19 protein-coding genes are annotated in these 14788 nt (G+C 66.5%); 17 read left to right on the top strand and 2 right to left on the bottom strand.

Features of this window, described 5'->3' with window-relative positions:
• The first annotated feature begins 21 nt into the window (after window positions 1–21).
• The 17 genes from fliF (at window position 22) to Q0P60_RS01035 (ending at window position 13579) form a co-directional block, all read left to right on the top strand.
• The gene (gene fliF / locus Q0P60_RS00955) at window positions 22–1410 is read left to right on the top strand and encodes a flagellar basal-body MS-ring/collar protein FliF (RefSeq protein ID WP_294987343.1); all 1389 of its coding nucleotides are present in this window, start codon (window positions 22–24) and stop codon (window positions 1408–1410) included.
• Window positions 1407–1853, top strand: a complete 447-nt coding sequence (locus Q0P60_RS00960; RefSeq protein WP_294987345.1) for a hypothetical protein — start codon at window positions 1407–1409, stop codon at window positions 1851–1853. The genes fliF and Q0P60_RS00960 overlap by 4 nt, the downstream gene beginning before the upstream one ends.
• Window positions 1850–2503, top strand: a complete 654-nt coding sequence (locus tag Q0P60_RS00965) for a FliH/SctL family protein (RefSeq protein ID WP_294987346.1) — start codon at window positions 1850–1852, stop codon at window positions 2501–2503. The genes Q0P60_RS00960 and Q0P60_RS00965 overlap by 4 nt, the downstream gene beginning before the upstream one ends.
• Complete coding sequence (locus Q0P60_RS00970; protein WP_294987348.1) at window positions 2500–3816, top strand: FliI/YscN family ATPase; 1317 nt, start codon at window positions 2500–2502, stop codon at window positions 3814–3816. The genes Q0P60_RS00965 and Q0P60_RS00970 overlap by 4 nt, the downstream gene beginning before the upstream one ends.
• Window positions 3813–4265, top strand: coding sequence for a hypothetical protein (locus Q0P60_RS00975; RefSeq protein ID WP_294987350.1), 453 nt, complete (start codon window positions 3813–3815; stop codon window positions 4263–4265). The genes Q0P60_RS00970 and Q0P60_RS00975 overlap by 4 nt, the downstream gene beginning before the upstream one ends.
• A gap of 292 nt (window positions 4266–4557) precedes the next feature.
• Window positions 4558–4983 carry a hypothetical protein gene (locus tag Q0P60_RS00980; RefSeq protein WP_294987352.1) on the top strand — a complete coding sequence of 142 codons (426 nt, stop codon included), beginning with the start codon at window positions 4558–4560 and terminating at the stop codon, window positions 4981–4983.
• The gene (locus tag Q0P60_RS00985; RefSeq protein WP_057499756.1) at window positions 4973–5392 is read left to right on the top strand and encodes a flagellar hook capping FlgD N-terminal domain-containing protein; all 420 of its coding nucleotides are present in this window, start codon (window positions 4973–4975) and stop codon (window positions 5390–5392) included. The genes Q0P60_RS00980 and Q0P60_RS00985 overlap by 11 nt, the downstream gene beginning before the upstream one ends.
• Before the next feature lie 15 nt (window positions 5393–5407).
• Window positions 5408–6565 carry a flagellar basal-body rod protein FlgF gene (flgF, locus tag Q0P60_RS00990; protein WP_294987356.1) on the top strand — a complete coding sequence of 386 codons (1158 nt, stop codon included), beginning with the start codon at window positions 5408–5410 and terminating at the stop codon, window positions 6563–6565.
• Window positions 6566–6738: 173 nt separating this feature from the next.
• Window positions 6739–7314: a hypothetical protein gene (locus Q0P60_RS00995; RefSeq protein ID WP_294987358.1), complete on the top strand. Its 576-nt coding sequence runs from the start codon at window positions 6739–6741 to the stop codon at window positions 7312–7314.
• Window positions 7314–7613 carry a FliM/FliN family flagellar motor C-terminal domain-containing protein gene (locus Q0P60_RS01000; RefSeq protein WP_154262694.1) on the top strand — a complete coding sequence of 100 codons (300 nt, stop codon included), beginning with the start codon at window positions 7314–7316 and terminating at the stop codon, window positions 7611–7613. Before Q0P60_RS00995 ends, Q0P60_RS01000 begins: the two co-directional genes overlap by 1 nt.
• Window positions 7610–7969 (top strand): hypothetical protein, encoded by a 360-nt coding sequence (locus Q0P60_RS01005; RefSeq protein ID WP_294987361.1) that lies wholly within the window; start codon window positions 7610–7612, stop codon window positions 7967–7969. Before Q0P60_RS01000 ends, Q0P60_RS01005 begins: the two co-directional genes overlap by 4 nt.
• Window positions 7959–8702, top strand: coding sequence for a flagellar type III secretion system pore protein FliP (gene fliP, locus Q0P60_RS01010; protein ID WP_294987363.1), 744 nt, complete (start codon window positions 7959–7961; stop codon window positions 8700–8702). The genes Q0P60_RS01005 and fliP overlap by 11 nt, the downstream gene beginning before the upstream one ends.
• Before the next feature lies 1 nt (window position 8703).
• Window positions 8704–9378 carry a sigma-70 family RNA polymerase sigma factor gene (locus Q0P60_RS01015; RefSeq protein ID WP_294987365.1) on the top strand — a complete coding sequence of 225 codons (675 nt, stop codon included), beginning with the start codon at window positions 8704–8706 and terminating at the stop codon, window positions 9376–9378.
• 258 nt (window positions 9379–9636) lie between these two features.
• On the top strand, window positions 9637–10533 hold the full coding sequence (locus tag Q0P60_RS01020) for a TIM barrel protein (protein ID WP_294987820.1): 897 nt from the start codon (window positions 9637–9639) through the stop codon (window positions 10531–10533).
• A 27-nt stretch (window positions 10534–10560) separates the two neighbouring features.
• Window positions 10561–12246, top strand: a complete 1686-nt coding sequence (locus tag Q0P60_RS01025) for a GMC family oxidoreductase (protein ID WP_294987367.1) — start codon at window positions 10561–10563, stop codon at window positions 12244–12246.
• Window positions 12246–12821, top strand: coding sequence for a gluconate 2-dehydrogenase subunit 3 family protein (locus tag Q0P60_RS01030; RefSeq protein ID WP_294987369.1), 576 nt, complete (start codon window positions 12246–12248; stop codon window positions 12819–12821). The genes Q0P60_RS01025 and Q0P60_RS01030 overlap by 1 nt, the downstream gene beginning before the upstream one ends.
• Entirely contained in the window at window positions 12821–13579 is a 759-nt protein-coding gene (locus Q0P60_RS01035) for a DUF1080 domain-containing protein (RefSeq protein WP_294987371.1), read from the top strand. Before Q0P60_RS01030 ends, Q0P60_RS01035 begins: the two co-directional genes overlap by 1 nt.
• Window positions 13580–13589: 10 nt before the next feature.
• Here the strand turns inward: Q0P60_RS01035 and Q0P60_RS01040 are convergent, their stop codons facing one another.
• Window positions 13590–13898, bottom strand: a complete 309-nt coding sequence (locus tag Q0P60_RS01040; protein ID WP_294987373.1) for a cytochrome c — start codon at window positions 13896–13898, stop codon at window positions 13590–13592.
• 18 nt (window positions 13899–13916) lie between these two features.
• Window positions 13917–14783: a sugar phosphate isomerase/epimerase gene (locus Q0P60_RS01045; RefSeq protein ID WP_294987375.1), complete on the bottom strand. Its 867-nt coding sequence runs from the start codon at window positions 14781–14783 to the stop codon at window positions 13917–13919.
• Window positions 14784–14788: the final 5 nt, after the last annotated feature.

Genomic DNA, 14788 nt, shown 5'->3' on the forward strand with positions numbered 1-14788 from the left:
CCCATCTATCAAGCCGAGTCCATGGATCCCAGGAATTTCTATCTTTCGTTGCAGCGCCCGGCGCGGATTGGCCTGATCATCGGCATCGTCGCGCTGCTGGCGCTGACCATTGCGACCCTGTGGTGGGTGATGACGCCCCGGCAGCAGCTGCTGTTCGGCAACATGAATGAACGCGATGCTGCCGAGGTGGTGGCGTCGCTCAACGAATGGAAGGTGCCACACACCATCACGGACGGCGGCGCCGGCATCACCGTAGCGGCCGATCAGGTGTATGACACCCGCATGCGGTTGGTTTCGGCCGGAGTGCCGCGTGGGGGGCACGTCGGCTTCGAGCTGTTCGACGATTCGGACTTCGGTGTCACCGAGTTCGCGCAGCGGGTCAATTACCAACGCGCCCTGCAGGGCGAGATCGAACGTACCATCGCCGCGCTTCCCGGTGTCACCAGTGCGCGCGTGCACCTCACCATCCGCCGTCCTGGCCTGTTCGCCGATCAGCATGATGACTCGAAGGCGTCTGTCGCACTGGCACTGGAGCCGGGCCAGCGCCTGACCCGCAAGCAGATCAATGGTGTACGCAGCCTGGTGGCCGCATCGGTGGAGGGCCTGGCGCCGACCCAGGTCTCGGTGCTGGATTCCGATGGTGGTCTGCTTGCAGCCGCAAGCGCGGATGGCGCCAACGATGCCGATCTGCAGGGACATGCCGAAGAAGACCAGCGGCTGGAGAACCGCCTGCAGGCACGCATCGTGGATCTGCTGGGGCAGGTCCTGCATGACGAAGAATTCCGTGTGTCGGTGGAGGCCACCCTCAACTTCGACGCGGTTCGTGAAGTGAGCGAACGGCCGCTGGCGCAGGGGGGCGATGGCAACGGCCTGCTTGCCAACAAGCGGGTCAGCCACTCAGGCGGCAGCGAGGGCGGGCAGAACCAGAACGAGGAGGAGTCCACCTTCGTGCACGGTACCGCGCGCCAGGAGATCGCCCGCGCGCCGGGCCGGATCGAGACGCTGTCCGTGGCGGTCATCCTGCCGCCGAACCTGGACGACAGCGAGGTCGAGCGGATCCGCGCGCTGGTCGCCGCCGCAGCCGGCATCAACGAGGTGCGGGGAGACCGACTTGCGGTATCGCGGCTTGGCCGCGGCCAGCGCTGGGATGCCTCACCCGGCGCGGCCCGTGCCGTCACTGCGCTGGGTGCAACGCAGACCCCGCCATCCTCCCAGCCGGCATCGCCGGTGAAGAAGACGGTGGCATCGACCCCCTGGATCCGTTGGGCCCTGATCGCCGTTGCCGGTGCCTTGCTGGGCGGGATTGCGATCCTGGCTACGCAACGACGCCCGAAGCGATTGAGCCGCACCGAACGGGACGCCGTTCTGGCCAGGATGCGTGGCTGGTTGGCCGAGGGGGGCGCGCCATGAACAGTTCGCGCGGCGAACGCAAGTGCGCCCTGATGCTGGCCACGCTGGCGGCGTCTGACCGGCGCCAGCTGCTTGCCCAGCTGCCACCGGCCGCAGCATCCCGGATCAAGCGACTGGTGGGTGAGCTGCAGGCGTTGCGCCTGCCCATCGCCGAGCTTGCCCAGGCGCTGCTGGCCGACGAAGTGGTTGGACTCACCAGCGAAACGTCGCTGGATGTAGAGCAGTTGATGGGACTGGCGGCGCACCTGCCGGATGCCTGGTACGCACGCGTACTGGCGGCCTGGGGGGAGCTGGATCGATCGTTCTGCGTGTCGCTGCTGGAGCCGTCACGCGGTGCGGCGGTGGCGCGCGAGCTGGGCAGGGTGCCCGCGCTGCCGCCGCGCCTGGCCCATGCACTCAAGGCAGAGGCGATGCAGTTGGCCGCGGTGGAGCGCGCCGCATGATCCAGCGACTGCCTGCCGATGAGCCCAGGGTGGTAAGGCTGGGGACGTTGTTCGCGCCCGCCGAAGCGATGGCGTCGCCTGTGATCGGTATCGATCCGGAGCAGGAGCGCCTGCAGCGGTTGCAGGAAGCACGCGAAGCCGGCCATGCCGAAGGCATGCGCCAGGCCGATGCGCAGATCCGTGATGCGGTGGCTGCTGCGGAACTGGCTTGCCAGCAGCGTCACGCCCAGGCCCTGGCGGAACTGCAGGATGAGCGTGCACGACTGGCGCAGTGGTCGCTGCAGCTCCCCACGCAGCTCGCTGAACTGGAACGCGCCACGCTGGCAACGGCGGCACAACTGGCTTATGCCGCCATGCTTCGCGTACTGGATACGCTGCCTGCCGAAGAGCGTATCGCGCAGGCCTGCCGGCAGGCACTGGCCGAGCAGAAGCAGCGCCCGTTGCGGCTGCGGCTGCCTCCGCTGGACGTGCCGTACGCGCAGGCGTTGGCCAGCGCGGAGATCCTCATCGAAGCGGACGCGCGCCTGCAGCCGGGCCAGTGCCGGATCGAAAGTCCGCTGGGGATCGACGATGCGGGGCTGGATGTGCGTCTGGATGCGTTGCGTACCGCCTTCCTGCAGGGACTGGCCAGCGCAGGGGACGCGCAATGACGGTTGCCTGGGACCCCCTGCTTGAGGCCATTGCCGCGGCGCCGATGGTGCGTCGCCTCGGCCAGGTGGTGTCCTATAACGGCTTGGTGATCGAGGCGCATGGCCCCGAGGTCGGTGTAGGCGAGTTGTGCCATATCGACCGCGATGGGCGTGCACCGATCCTGGCCGAGGTGGTCGGGTTTCGCCAGGGGCGCACCCAGCTGATGCCGTTCGGCGAGATCGACGGCCTGGCTCCGGGGCAGGAAATCCGTGCCTGCGAGCGTACCCTGGAAGTGCCGGTCGGCGACGCCCTGCTTGGCCGCGTGGTGAACGCACTCTGCGAGCCGATCGACGGCCGGCCGCTGCAGTGCGCGCAACGCTACGCGTTGCGCCGGACGCCGATCAATCCCCTGCACCGTGCGCCGATCGACACGCCGTTGGCCACGGGCATCCGTGCGGTCGACACCCTGTTGACCCTGGGCGAAGGCCAGCGGATCGGCGTCTTCGCCGGCAGCGGTGTTGGCAAAAGCACGTTGCTGGGGGCACTTGCACGGGAGGTACAGGCCGACGTGACCGTGCTTGCCCTGATCGGCGAGCGCGGGCGCGAGGTGGGCGACTTCCTGCGCCACTCCCTGGGCGATACCGGACTGCGCCGGTCGGTGGTGATGGTGGCGACCGCCGATGAGACGGCCGTGACCCGCGTGCATGCGGCCCACGCTGCCCACGCCGTGGCCGAGTACTTCCGCGACAGCGGTCGTTCGGTGCTGCTGGTGGTCGATTCGATGACCCGCTTTGCGATGGCGCAGCGCGAGATCGGCCTGGCGGTCGGCGAGCCACCCACGTTCCGTGGGTATACGCCATCGGTGTTCGCGCAGCTGCCACGAATGCTCGAGCGCTGCGGAAAGCTGCAGACGGGTGGCTCGATCACAGGCATCTATAGCGTGCTGGTGGAGGGCGATGACATGAATGAGCCGGTGACCGACCATATGCGCGCCATTCTCGACGGCCACGTCGTGCTGTCGCGGGACCTGGCCGCGCGCGGACACCATCCGGCCATCGATGTGCTGCACAGTGCCAGCCGGGTGATGGATGCGGTGGCCAGCAGTGATGAGCTGGCACTGGCACGTGAAGCGCGACGCCACCTGGCGCTGTATGAAGCGTCGCGCGACCTGATCGAGCTGGGGGCACACCAGAAGGGCGCCAATCCGGCGCTGGACCGGGTCATCGAGCAGCGGCCGCATCTTGAAGCCGTGCTGCAACAGCCGCCCAGCGAGGCGACCCCGCGCGAAGCGGCCTACCGCCGCCTGGCAGCCGCATTGCAGGGGGCGGCATGAGCGTCCCGCGCAGCAAGGGCCTGCATGCGCTGCAGCGCTGGCGCAGTTTCGGTGAAGACCGCGCTGCGCTGGCCCGCCAGTTGGCGTTGCGCGTGGTTGCGGAGGCGACAGCTGCGGTCGCGACCGTTCAGGACCGTGCGCAGGCGGCCAGCGAGCAGCGCCGGGGGCTACTGCAGAGTCCACTGCTGGATCTGGCGCGCTTGACCGCGAGTGCGGGCATGGAGGACGCCGCATGGCGGGACGTGCAGGTGTGCCAACAGCGCCTGCAGCACGCCGAGGATGATGCCCAGGTCGCGCGCGAGCAGCACGAAACGGCGCACCGCATGGCCCGCGCGGTAGCGCACCGCGCAACGCGTGTGGTTGCGATCGAACGTGACGCGGCCGAGAAGCATGTCTTCGATTCGCTGGTGGAGTTGCGTGGCCGCCTGCGCGGAGGCCCGCATGATTGAACGCATGCCAGCGGGCATGGGGGCACGCGAGCCCGATGCGGTGCCGCGCCCCGCCCGCCCCTCCGCGGCCAGCCCTGCGCGTGATTTCCGCGAGTCCGTGGACGCCAGTCCACCGCGTCCAGATCCTGAAACCCCTGGGGACGCTGGGCCCATCGCGTGCGACATCGCGGCTTCCGACGAGCATGGCGCTGGCCAGGCCATGCTGCTGGCGTGGCAGCTGCTGCCCAACAACGCGTTGTCGCAGATGCTTGCCGGCACACGAGTGGCTGCAGAAGCGATGCAGCCCTCGCGCATGCCTCTCGCGGCATACACCGGTTCCTCCGCAGGTACCCAGGGCATGGCCGCTGCCAACCCCGCGCCGGCGGTGGCTGCCATGTCCGGCAAGAGCGCGTTCGCTGCCGTCGCCGCTCCGAACGCGCGGCTCACTGCAGCCTCTACCGCTGCCGATGCCGTGGACGCCAGCGCTGCGCTGTCTGCCCTGGGCGAGCGATGGCAGGCGCGCCTGCTGCGCTGGGGCAGGACCGCAGGCGAGGGGCTGAGCATTCGCATCCGCGATTACCGCCTGGATGCGCAGGATGCGCAGGTGCTTGCAGAGCGGTTGCTGGCATTCGCAGGACAACACGGTCTGCAGCTGCAGCGGATCGTCATCAATGCACGCGAGCTTTGGCGTGCAACCCCCACCTATCCTCAACCGACCGGAGATATGCATGGCCGTTGATGCAATCGGAAGCTCACTGGGCACCCAGCAGAACTCCGCACTGGCACAGAGCAGTACGATCGACCAGGAAGATTTCATCCGCCTGTTCCTTGCACAGCTGCAGTTCCAGGACCCGCTGGAGCCGGTCGACAACCGCGAGTTCCTGGCCCAGCTGGCGCAGTTCTCAGCACTGGAACAATCCCGCCAACTCAGCGAGAACACCGCGTCGATGCTGGCGATGAGTGCCTCCGACCAGGCCGTGGGCCTGCTCAATCGCCAGGTGGACCTGACCAATCTGGGGGTGACCCGCTCGGGCACGGTGGTGGCGGTGCAGTTTGGCAGCGCCGGTCCGGAGCTGAGCGTGCGCGATGCCACCGGATCAGTCAGCACAGGCATCCGCCTGTCGCAGATCTCCCTCGTCAAACCCTGACCCAGGCGGACCTCCATGTTCCAAGCCCTGTTCAACAGTCTTTCCGGCATGTTCAGCTTTTCGCGAAGCCTGGATACGGTGTCCAACAACGTATCCAACATGAACACACCTGGGTTTCGTGGCAGTGATGCGTTCTTCACCAACGTGGAAGGTGGCTTTGGCTCGCGCATCACCGGTGACGACATGCGAACCAACCCCGGCGACCTCCGCCAGACCGAGAATGCCACCGACCTGGCAGTGAACGGCAACGGCTACTTCGTGCTGCGCGACCCCGCTGGCGACCTGCATTACACCCGCGCCGGCCAGTTCCGCTTCGACGAGCACAGTCTTCTGGTGGACAGCGTCAATGGCTACCAGGTGATGGGCCTGGATGGCAGCGGCAACATGGTCGCAATCGACCTGGACAGCTATCGCAACATTCCGGCTGTGGGGACCAGCCAGGTGCGCGTCACCGGCAACATCGCGCCGTCCTCGACCACCACCAACATCAATGCGGTGACTGTGTTCGACGCCTCCGGTGCGTCACGCGTGCTGTCGGTCAAGTTCACCAACAACACCGCCAACACGCCGGGCAGCTTCCTGGTGACCGTGACCGACTCCTCGGGCAAGTCCGTGGGCAGCGGCGAAGTGCGCTTCCGCACCGATGGCACGCCATTGACCGGGTACGCCGGGATGGACGTGGTACTGCAGGGGCCGGGGGGCGCGCAGGCGATCCGGCTGGATTTCGGTACCCCCGGAACATTGACCGGCATGACCTCGCTGAGCGGAACCACCAGCAGCCTGTCGGCCAAGGTGACCGATGGCCACGGCATTCTGGCCGTCAACGGCATCACCTTCGATGACAAGGGCGTGATGCAGTTGACCTACTCCGAAACGGAAAAGCGCAGTGGTCCGCAGGTCGCACTGGCGTTGTTCCCGAACGAAAGCGCATTGCACCTGGAGGGCGGGCGCCTGATCGCAGGCGCCAGTGTGCAGGAACGCGATATCGGGCGCCCGGGCGATACCGGCTTTGGCCGTATCCGCGGCTTCAGCCTGGAGATGTCCAATGTGGACCTGACCCGGGAGTTCGCCGACATGATCGTGATCCAGCGCGGCTACCAGGCCAGCTCGCGGGTGATGACGGTCAGCAATGAAATGATTGAACAGCTGTACAACAGCACGCGGGGCGGATGATGACGGTCCTTCCGTTCCGGCGGCATGGCGTGAGGCGCGTTGCGCAGATCGGAGCAGCATTGCAGCAGCGGCTGGACCATTGGCGCGCCCAGTGGGCCGCCGAGCCCGGCCATTGCGAGGTGGAGGTGGCGGACGTTGCGCTGCCAGCATCACCGGGGCAGTGGTGGCACTGCATGGGAACCAGTGCCTTCGCGCACCTTGGCAACAATGGCCTGGAGCGGATTGCTGGCGCTCTGGCCGCAGTCCCTGGCCGGGAGTCCAGCCCCATCTCGGCAGGAATAGGTCGCCGTGCCTTTGTCGATCTGTTGCGTGAGCTGGTGCCAGCGACTGCAGAGGTGATTGCCGGCGCTGCGCCGATGGCGGCTTTGTGCGATGCGCGTCATGGCGTGCTGTGCTTCAGCGTATCGCTGCCAGGCGCAGAGGCCCTGTTGTATCTGCCGCTGGCTGCCTGCGATGCACTCGTGCCGATCCCGGCCGGTGTCTCCCGGCCCGTGCTGGCATCGCGTCGCAGCGCGTTGCTGGCGTCCACCGTGAGCCTGTACGCCACCCTGGAGCTGGGCAGTGCCGATCTGGATGTTGCCAGCACCCTCAGGCCCGGTGAAACCCTGCGCACTTCGCGTATCGCTGACGCCGTGGTCAAGCTGCAGTCGGCCAACGGCCACACCGTGTTCAGCGCGAGCCTGCATTCGTCCGAGGGCCGCAAGGCACTTCGCTGTATCAATGACACAACCCAGCCAGGAATGAAGTAATGGAACGTACATCGGTGTTGGAAGCGGTGCGCGCCGAGCCGGCGCAGGCGGAACAGGGCGATGCGGCTGAGCGCAGCATCGCGCTGATCCGGCATGTGCAGGTGGCGCTGAGCGCGCAGATCGGCACGGTCGATATGAGCGTGGACCGGCTGTTCGGCCTGAAGGCAGGGGACGAGGTGGTGTTGAACGAGCAGCTGGAAGCACCGGTGACACTGCTGCTCAATGGCAAGGCGGTCGCACGCGCGGAGCTGGTGGCGATTGATGACCACTTCGGCGTGCGGATCCTGGAGATCGCATGACCGCTGTGCTGTTCGTTCTGGCCGCGGCGCCCATCCGCTTCAAGAGCGAAGCGGGCAGCGTTGGCACGACGCTGATGGGACCGCTGATCATTGCAAGCCTGCTGCTTGCGCTCGCCATCGCGGCGCTCTACGTCGCGCGCCGGAGAGGATGGTTGCGGCGTTGGAGCGTGGTGCCGGCCGCAGCGGACATGCCACTGGGCCTGAGGGTGGAGCAGGTGCTGCGGCTCAGCCCGCGCACGCGGCTTTACCGGGTCAGCGACGGTGTAGCGGTCTTCACGGTGGTGGAGTCCACCGCGCATGCGCAGATCGTGCCCGGGACGGGACGCGCTGAGCCGGAGGCTACCGATGCACGCTGACCGCCGCTGGCGCGTACTACCGCTGGTCGCTGTGCTGATGCTGGTGGCCGGGCAGGCGTGGGCGGGCCCGACCGAGGACGCCGTGGCCGAGGCACTGAAGCAGGATTACTCGCCCGCACTGCGCAACTTCGTGATCCTCACGATGTTGTCGCTGATTCCGGTACTGATGATCGGTATGACCGCCTTCACCAGGATCATCATCGTGCTGTCCCTGCTACGGCATGCGCTGGGTATTCCGCAGACACCGCCCAACAGCGTGGTGATCACCCTGGCGATCTGCATGACCTACTTCACCATGTCGCCGGTGCTCGATCGCATGAACCATGATGCGATCGCACCCTACATGAGTGAGCAGATCACCGCGCAGCAGGCCATCGAACTGGGCAGCCGCCCGCTGCGTGAGTTCATGGTGTCGCAGACGCGCGAATCGGACCTGCGCACGGTGATCGAGATGGCCAAGGCGCCGGCGCCCAAGACCATGGACGACATCCGCTTCGGCCATCTGGTCACTGCGTTCCTGCTGAGTGAGCTGAAGACCGCCTTCCAGATCGGCTTCGTGATCTTCCTGCCTTTCGTGCTCATCGACCTGGTGGTCGCTGCGGCACTGATGGCGCTGGGCATGATCATGCTGCCGCCGACCACCATCAGTCTGCCCTTGAAGATACTGCTGTTTGTACTGATCGATGGCTGGGTGTTGCTGTCCAAGGCGTTGCTGGGCAGCTACTGGAACTGACATGGACACGCATGCCACGGATGGCGAGGCGGCACTCTGGTCCCAGCTCAGGGAGCAGCGCTGCTCGCAGGCGCGTGATGCGCTCTATCTGCGCTACAGGCCATGGGCGACTGCGATCGCGCGGCGGGTACACCGCCGCTTCCCACGGCTGGGCGCGGACCGGGACGACTTCATCCAGAACGCCAGTATTGGATTGCTGGAGGCGATTGATCGTTTTGATCCGGCACGCGGCATTGCCTTCCAGGCCTATGCAATGACCCGGGTACGCGGCTCTGTTTTCAATGGGCTTCGCGTGATCCTTGGGGGCGCATCGAGCGAGCGCTATCAGGAGCGGCTGGACACCCTGCAGGGCGCGTCTGATGACCCCTTCAATGAGCTGGTCGCTTCGATCGTCGGGTTGGGCCTGGGCTACATGCTGGACGATGCGGCCAATCCGCTGGCCATCGACAGTCACGATGCGCTTCGCTTCGCCGAGGATCAGCAAGTCGTAGGCCAGTTGCTGGCCGGAGTGGAGCAGCTACCGCCAAGGTTGAAGGCGATCATCGTCCGCCACTACTTCGAGTTCACACCGTTCATTGAGCTTGCCCAGGAGTGGGGTCTGAGCAAGGGACGCATTTCGCAGCTGCACCGTGCCGCACTCGACGCACTGCGACTCAGCGTGCAGGCAGCTGACTGAATCCCGCTTCCTGTAGGGGGACGTAGCCGGGCCCTGGTGGCGTGCCTCCGAGCTGCCGGCGGCCTCCCCGCACCCCAAACAGAAAGCCCCGCCGATGCGGGGCTTTCCTTTTTGTCCCATCGCCCCCGGGTTGTGCTGCGCAGCATGGTCTTTCGTGCACCGCGTCTTGCAAATGAACAATTTCCTCCTCTATGGTGCAATCGATTGCATTGCAGCGAATCGTCAGTGTTTGATGCCGGTTGGGAGGCCGGGAGGTGGATGTCCATCCATTCGATCAGACCGGCCCCGGCGACGGGCCTCACGCGGCGCGATGCGCTGCGCCTCGCGGTTGCCGGTGGCATCGGCCTGGGGGCGGCGGGCGCGTTGCCGGCGTTCGCCGCCACTGCAGCGCTGAAGGGCAACCTGAAGCACTCCGTGGCGCGCTGGACCTTCCCGCAGCTGTCGGTCGCACAGCTCTGCAGCACGGTGAAGGACATCGGCTTTGCTGCCATCGATCTGGTCGGGCCGGAAGACTGGCCCACGCTGAAGGCGCATGGCGTCTACAGTTCGATGTGCAATGGCGCGGAGCTGGGCCTCACCAAGGGCTTCGCCGGCCGCCAGTTCCATGACCAGCTGGTGCAGCGCTACACCCGGCACATCGATCTGGTGGCCGATGCCGGTTATCGCAACCTGATCTGCTTTTCCGGCAACCGCAACGGCATGGACCCCGGCGAGGGCATGGCCCATGCCGAGGCCGGCCTCAAGCGCATCCTCGGGCATGCCGAGAAGCGCGGCGTGGTGCTGGTGATGGAGCTGCTCAACTCCAGGGTCGATCATCGCGACTATTTGTGCGACCACTCCGCATGGGGCGTGGAGCTGTGCCAGCGGCTGGGCTCGGACAACTTCGGGCTGCTCTATGACATCTACCACATGCAGATCATGGAGGGCGACATCATCGCCACCATCGGCAGGCATCACGCTTGTTTCAAGCACTACCACACCGCGGGCGTGCCCGGCCGGAACGAGCTGGGAGACCAGCAGGAGCTGAACTATCCGGCCATCTGCCGCGCGATCCGCGACACCGGCTTCGAGGGGTATCTGGCACAGGAATTCATGCCTGTGGCACCGGATCCCGTCGGCTCGCTGCGCGAGGCGATCCGCCTCTGCGACGTCTGAAACGATATCCACCCAGGTGAGAGACCCATGGCAGATAATCATTACGACGCCATCGTTGTTGGCTCGGGAATCAGTGGCGGTTGGGCGGCAAAGGAGCTGACCGAGAAGGGCCTCAAGGTCCTGATGCTGGAACGCGGGCGCAACATCGAGCACGTGAAGGACTACGTCAACGCGATGAAGGAGGCGTGGGATTTTCCGCATCGCAACCGGCCGACGCAGGCGATGAAGGCCGACCACCCGGTGCTGATGCGCGACTATGGCCTGGCCGAGAATCTGCAGGGTATGTGGGCCAACGAGCAGGACTCGCCCTACATTGAAACCAAGCGGTTCGATTGGTTCCGTGGCTATCACGTCGGCGGCCGCTCGTTGCTGTGGGGCCGGCAGAGCTATCGCTTCTCCGACCTGGACTTCGAAGCGAACCTCAAGGATGGCATCGCCACCGACTGGCCGATCCGCTATGCCGACATCGCGCCCTGGTACGACCATGTGGAGAAGTTCGCCGGCATCGCCGGCACCCGCGAAGGGCTGGACGTGCTGCCGGATGGCGAGTTCCTGCCGCCGGTGCCGCTGAACATCGTCGAGAAGGACGTGGCCGCGCGCATCAGCAAGGCGTTCGGCGGCACCCGGCACCTGATCCACTCGCGCACTGCGAACATCACCCGGCCGATGCCAGAGCAGGGCCGCGTCAACTGCCAGTACCGCAACAAGTGCATCCTCGGTTGTCCCTTCGGTGCCTACTTCTCGACTCAGTCAGCAACGCTGCCTGCGGCGATGAAGACCGGCAACCTGACCTTGCGGCCGTTCTCGATCGTCAAGGAAGTGCTGTATGACAAGGACCGCAAGCGCGCACGCGGCGTCGAGGTGATCGATGCCGAGACCGGGCAGACCTACCAGTACACGGCCAAGGTGATCTTCCTCAACGCGTCTTCCTTCAACTCGACCTGGCTGCTGATGAACTCGGCCACTGACGTTTGGGAGGGCGGGCTCGGTTCCGCGTCGGGCGAGCTGGGGCGCAACGTGATGGACCATCATTTCGGTGCCGGCGCCTCCGGCCGGGTCGAGGGCTACGAGGACAAGTACTACTTCGGCCGTCGTCCCTGCGGCTTCTACATTCCACGTTTCCGCAACCTGGCTGCGGAACGGCGTGGCTACCTGCGCGGGTTCGGCTACCAGGGCGGCGCCAGCCGCAGCGGTTGGTCGCGCGAAATCGCCGAGCTGAACATCGGCGCCGACCTGAAGGAGGCGCTGACCCTGCCGGGTGACTGGCGCATCGGCATGACCGGCTTCGGCGAGATGCTGCCGCACCACGACAATGCGATCCGCCTGGACCGGGAACGCAAGGACAAGTGGGGGCTGCCGGTGCTGGCGATGGACGTGTCGATGCGCGCCAACGAGCTGGCGATGCGCAAGGACATGGCCGCCGACGCCGCCGAGATGCTGGAGGCGGCAGGGGTCAAGGACGTGAAGATGCACGACAACGATTACGCCCCGGGCAAGGGCATCCACGAAATGGGAACCGCACGCATGGGCCGCGATCGCAGGACCTCGGTACTGAACCCGCACAACCAGGTCTGGGATGCGCCCAACGTCTATGTGACCGATGGTGCCTGCATGACCTCCAGCGCTTGCGTGAATCCCTCGCTGACCTACATGGCGCTGACCGCTCGCGCGGCCGACCATGCGGTGCGCGAACTGAAAGCGGGGAACCTCTGATGGATCGCCGTGAACTGCTGAAGATGATTGTCGCCGCCACCGGCGCCGCCATGGTCGGGCTGCCGGCGCTGGTCCACGGGCAGATGCCGGCGGCCGCTGCAAGGATGGCTTTCTCCGAGGCCGATATCGGCACGCTGGACGAGATCGCCGAGACCATCCTGCCGCGGACCCGGACGCCGGGCGCCAAGGATGCGGGTGCCGGACTGTTCATGGCGACGTTCGTCAGTGACTGTTACACCGCCCGGCAGCAGGCGACGTTCCGCGCCGGACTGGCCGACATCGACACCCGTGCCGGTGGCCGCTTCGTGTCGCTCACGTCGGAGGCCCGCAGCGAACTGCTGCGTGCGCTGGATGCAGAGGCCAGGGCGCGCCACGCCGACGTGACCGAGACCGGCACACCCGAAGAGGACGAGGCGATGCCGCATTACTTCACCATGCTCAAGCAGTTGGCCATCTTCGGCTTCTTCACCTCCAAGGTCGGCGCGACCGGGGTGCTGCAGTACGTCGCCGTGCCGGGGCGCTACGAGGGCGACCTTGCCTATGTTCCCGGCACGCCGGCATGGGGGACCAGCTGATGCACAGTACCCTGGTGATCCGCCCTCTGTTGATCGCCGCCGGCCTGCTGGCCGCGGCACCGGCCTTCGCGCAGTCCGCCGCCGATGCTGCGCGCGATCCGAAGCGGACCGAGGTGTGGACCCCGGTGCCCGCCGTGGTGGCGACACCCGCAGGCAAGGCACCGTCCGATGCGATCGTGCTGTTCGACGGCAAAGATGTCTCGGCATGGGAATCGGAGCAGGGTGGACGCGTGCCCTGGAACATCGCCGATGGGGCGCTGACGGTCGTCCCCGGCAGCAAGGGCATCCGCACCCGCCAGCATTTCTGCGACATCCAGCTGCACGTCGAATGGCGCACGCCGCGGGTCACCGAGGGTTTCGAGGGGCAGAACCGCGGCAACAGCGGCATCTTCCTGCAGGAGCTTTATGAACTGCAGGTGCTCGACAGTTACCACAACCCGACCTACGCCAACGGCCAGGCCGGTTCGATCTACAAGCAGGCGATGCCGAAGGTGAATGCGTCGCGGGCACCGGGCGAGTGGCAGGCCTACGACATCATCTGGAAGGCTCCCCGCTTCTCGCAGGGCGGCGGGCTCACCTCGCCCGCACGCATCACGGTCCTGCACAACGGGGTGCTGGTGCAGGACGATACCGTGCTGGCGGGCCGGACCGAATACATCGGCGCACCCTCGTACTCGCCGCACGGCTGCGCGCCGCTTTACCTGCAGGAGCATGACTCCCGGGTCAGCTACCGCAACATCTGGGTGCGCGAGCTGTAGTCGCAGCGCGCTACTTCGCCAGGTAGCTGGCGAGGTCATCGATCTCCTGCTGCGACAGCTGCGAAAACGGCGGCATCAGGCCGCCACCGTTCCTGATCTTGTCCTTGATCTGCGCCGGCTTCAGCCGCTTGCCGATGTCGGTCAGTGCGGGGAAAGCCCCCGGCATGCCGGCGCGGTCCGCCCCGTGGCAGGCCGTGCAGTTCGCGCTATAGAGCTTGGCTCCGGCAGCCGGGTCGTCCTTGCACCAGGCGGTCGGCGCGAGCGTCGAAGCGGACAGTGCCAGCGCTACGGTGAGGATCAGTTTCGGGGAAGTGTCCACGCAGGGCTCCTTCGTCCGCTAGCGCTGTGCGCTGGCGGGCAGGCTGACGGTCAGGTGTTCACGCAGGTACTCCGCGCCGGTCTGGATGACCTTGGCCGGATCACGCGGTTGGTCATGCTCGACGATGTACCACTGCACGCCGGCTGCCGCCGCCGCCGGCAGGATCGCATTCCAGTCCAGCACCCCCTGGCCCACGGCGGCAAACCCGCCTTCGTCTTCGGCCTGGCCCTTGGCGGCGTTGTCCTTGGCATGCACCGCGAACAGGCGGCCGCGGAATTTCGCCAGGGTCAGCGCCGGGTCCAGCCCGGCGCGTGCGACCCAGGCCAGGTCCAGCTCGGTCTGCAGGTCGGGTCCGGCGGCTGCGAACAGCCGTTCCAGGCCGGTTCTGCCCTGGACCTCGGCCAGCTCGAAGTCGTGGTTGTGGTAGGCCAGGCGCATGCCCTTGCCGCGCACCTGCTGTGCGATGCGGCCCAGTTCCTGGCCGAGGGTGGCCCAGCCCGTGGCGTCGGTCGGCCGGTCCTTGGGGTCCAGGTAAGGCACCACCAGCGTGGTGTTGCCGATCGCGCGGTTGAAGGTGACCACGGCGTCCAGATTGTTGCGCAGCTCGGCCAAGGGGACGTGCGACGAAATCGCCTTGATCGAATAGCGGTCCAGCAGCTGCTTGAGCTCGGCCGCGCTGGTGCCCTGCATGCCAACCGTCTCCACCGCATGCACGCCTGCGTCGTGGACGATCTTCAGCTGCTGCTCGAGCGTCCCGGCATTGCGCAGGGTGTACATCTGCACCGCGATCGGTTTCTGCGCGGCCGTGGGCTCGCCGGCGAAGGCGGGCAGGGCGGCGAGCAGCAACAGTACGAGGGTTGTGGTCCTGCAGGCGCGGCTCTTCATCAGGG

The sequence above is a fragment of the uncultured Stenotrophomonas sp. genome (assembly GCF_945952405.1).
Classification (GTDB): Bacteria; Pseudomonadota; Gammaproteobacteria; order Xanthomonadales; family Xanthomonadaceae; genus Stenotrophomonas.

Bases quoted from the DNA above. Each gene is read 5' to 3' on its own strand.
- fliP (WP_294987363.1), top strand. From the start codon at position 7,959: ATGCACGCTGACCGCCGCTGGCGCGTACTACCGCTGGTCGCTGTGCTG.
- fliF (WP_294987343.1), top strand. From the start codon at position 22: ATGGATCCCAGGAATTTCTATCTTTCGTTGCAGCGCCCGGCGCGGATT.
- Q0P60_RS01000 (WP_154262694.1), top strand. From the start codon at position 7,314: ATGGAACGTACATCGGTGTTGGAAGCGGTGCGCGCCGAGCCGGCGCAG.
- Q0P60_RS00960 (WP_294987345.1), top strand. From the start codon at position 1,407: ATGAACAGTTCGCGCGGCGAACGCAAGTGCGCCCTGATGCTGGCCACG.
- Q0P60_RS01005 (WP_294987361.1), top strand. From the start codon at position 7,610: ATGACCGCTGTGCTGTTCGTTCTGGCCGCGGCGCCCATCCGCTTCAAG.
- Q0P60_RS01045 (WP_294987375.1), bottom strand. From the start codon at position 14,783: ATGAAGAGCCGCGCCTGCAGGACCACAACCCTCGTACTGTTGCTGCTC.
- Q0P60_RS00985 (WP_057499756.1), top strand. From the start codon at position 4,973: ATGGCCGTTGATGCAATCGGAAGCTCACTGGGCACCCAGCAGAACTCC.
- Q0P60_RS00965 (WP_294987346.1), top strand. From the start codon at position 1,850: ATGATCCAGCGACTGCCTGCCGATGAGCCCAGGGTGGTAAGGCTGGGG.
- Q0P60_RS00970 (WP_294987348.1), top strand. From the start codon at position 2,500: ATGACGGTTGCCTGGGACCCCCTGCTTGAGGCCATTGCCGCGGCGCCG.
- Q0P60_RS01020 (WP_294987820.1), top strand. From the start codon at position 9,637: ATGTCCATCCATTCGATCAGACCGGCCCCGGCGACGGGCCTCACGCGG.
- Q0P60_RS01035 (WP_294987371.1), top strand. From the start codon at position 12,821: ATGCACAGTACCCTGGTGATCCGCCCTCTGTTGATCGCCGCCGGCCTG.
- Q0P60_RS00980 (WP_294987352.1), top strand. From the start codon at position 4,558: ATGCCTCTCGCGGCATACACCGGTTCCTCCGCAGGTACCCAGGGCATG.
- Q0P60_RS01025 (WP_294987367.1), top strand. From the start codon at position 10,561: ATGGCAGATAATCATTACGACGCCATCGTTGTTGGCTCGGGAATCAGT.
- Q0P60_RS00995 (WP_294987358.1), top strand. From the start codon at position 6,739: ATGGGAACCAGTGCCTTCGCGCACCTTGGCAACAATGGCCTGGAGCGG.
- Q0P60_RS00975 (WP_294987350.1), top strand. From the start codon at position 3,813: ATGAGCGTCCCGCGCAGCAAGGGCCTGCATGCGCTGCAGCGCTGGCGC.
- Q0P60_RS01015 (WP_294987365.1), top strand. From the start codon at position 8,704: ATGGACACGCATGCCACGGATGGCGAGGCGGCACTCTGGTCCCAGCTC.
- Q0P60_RS01030 (WP_294987369.1), top strand. From the start codon at position 12,246: ATGGATCGCCGTGAACTGCTGAAGATGATTGTCGCCGCCACCGGCGCC.
- flgF (WP_294987356.1), top strand. From the start codon at position 5,408: ATGTTCCAAGCCCTGTTCAACAGTCTTTCCGGCATGTTCAGCTTTTCG.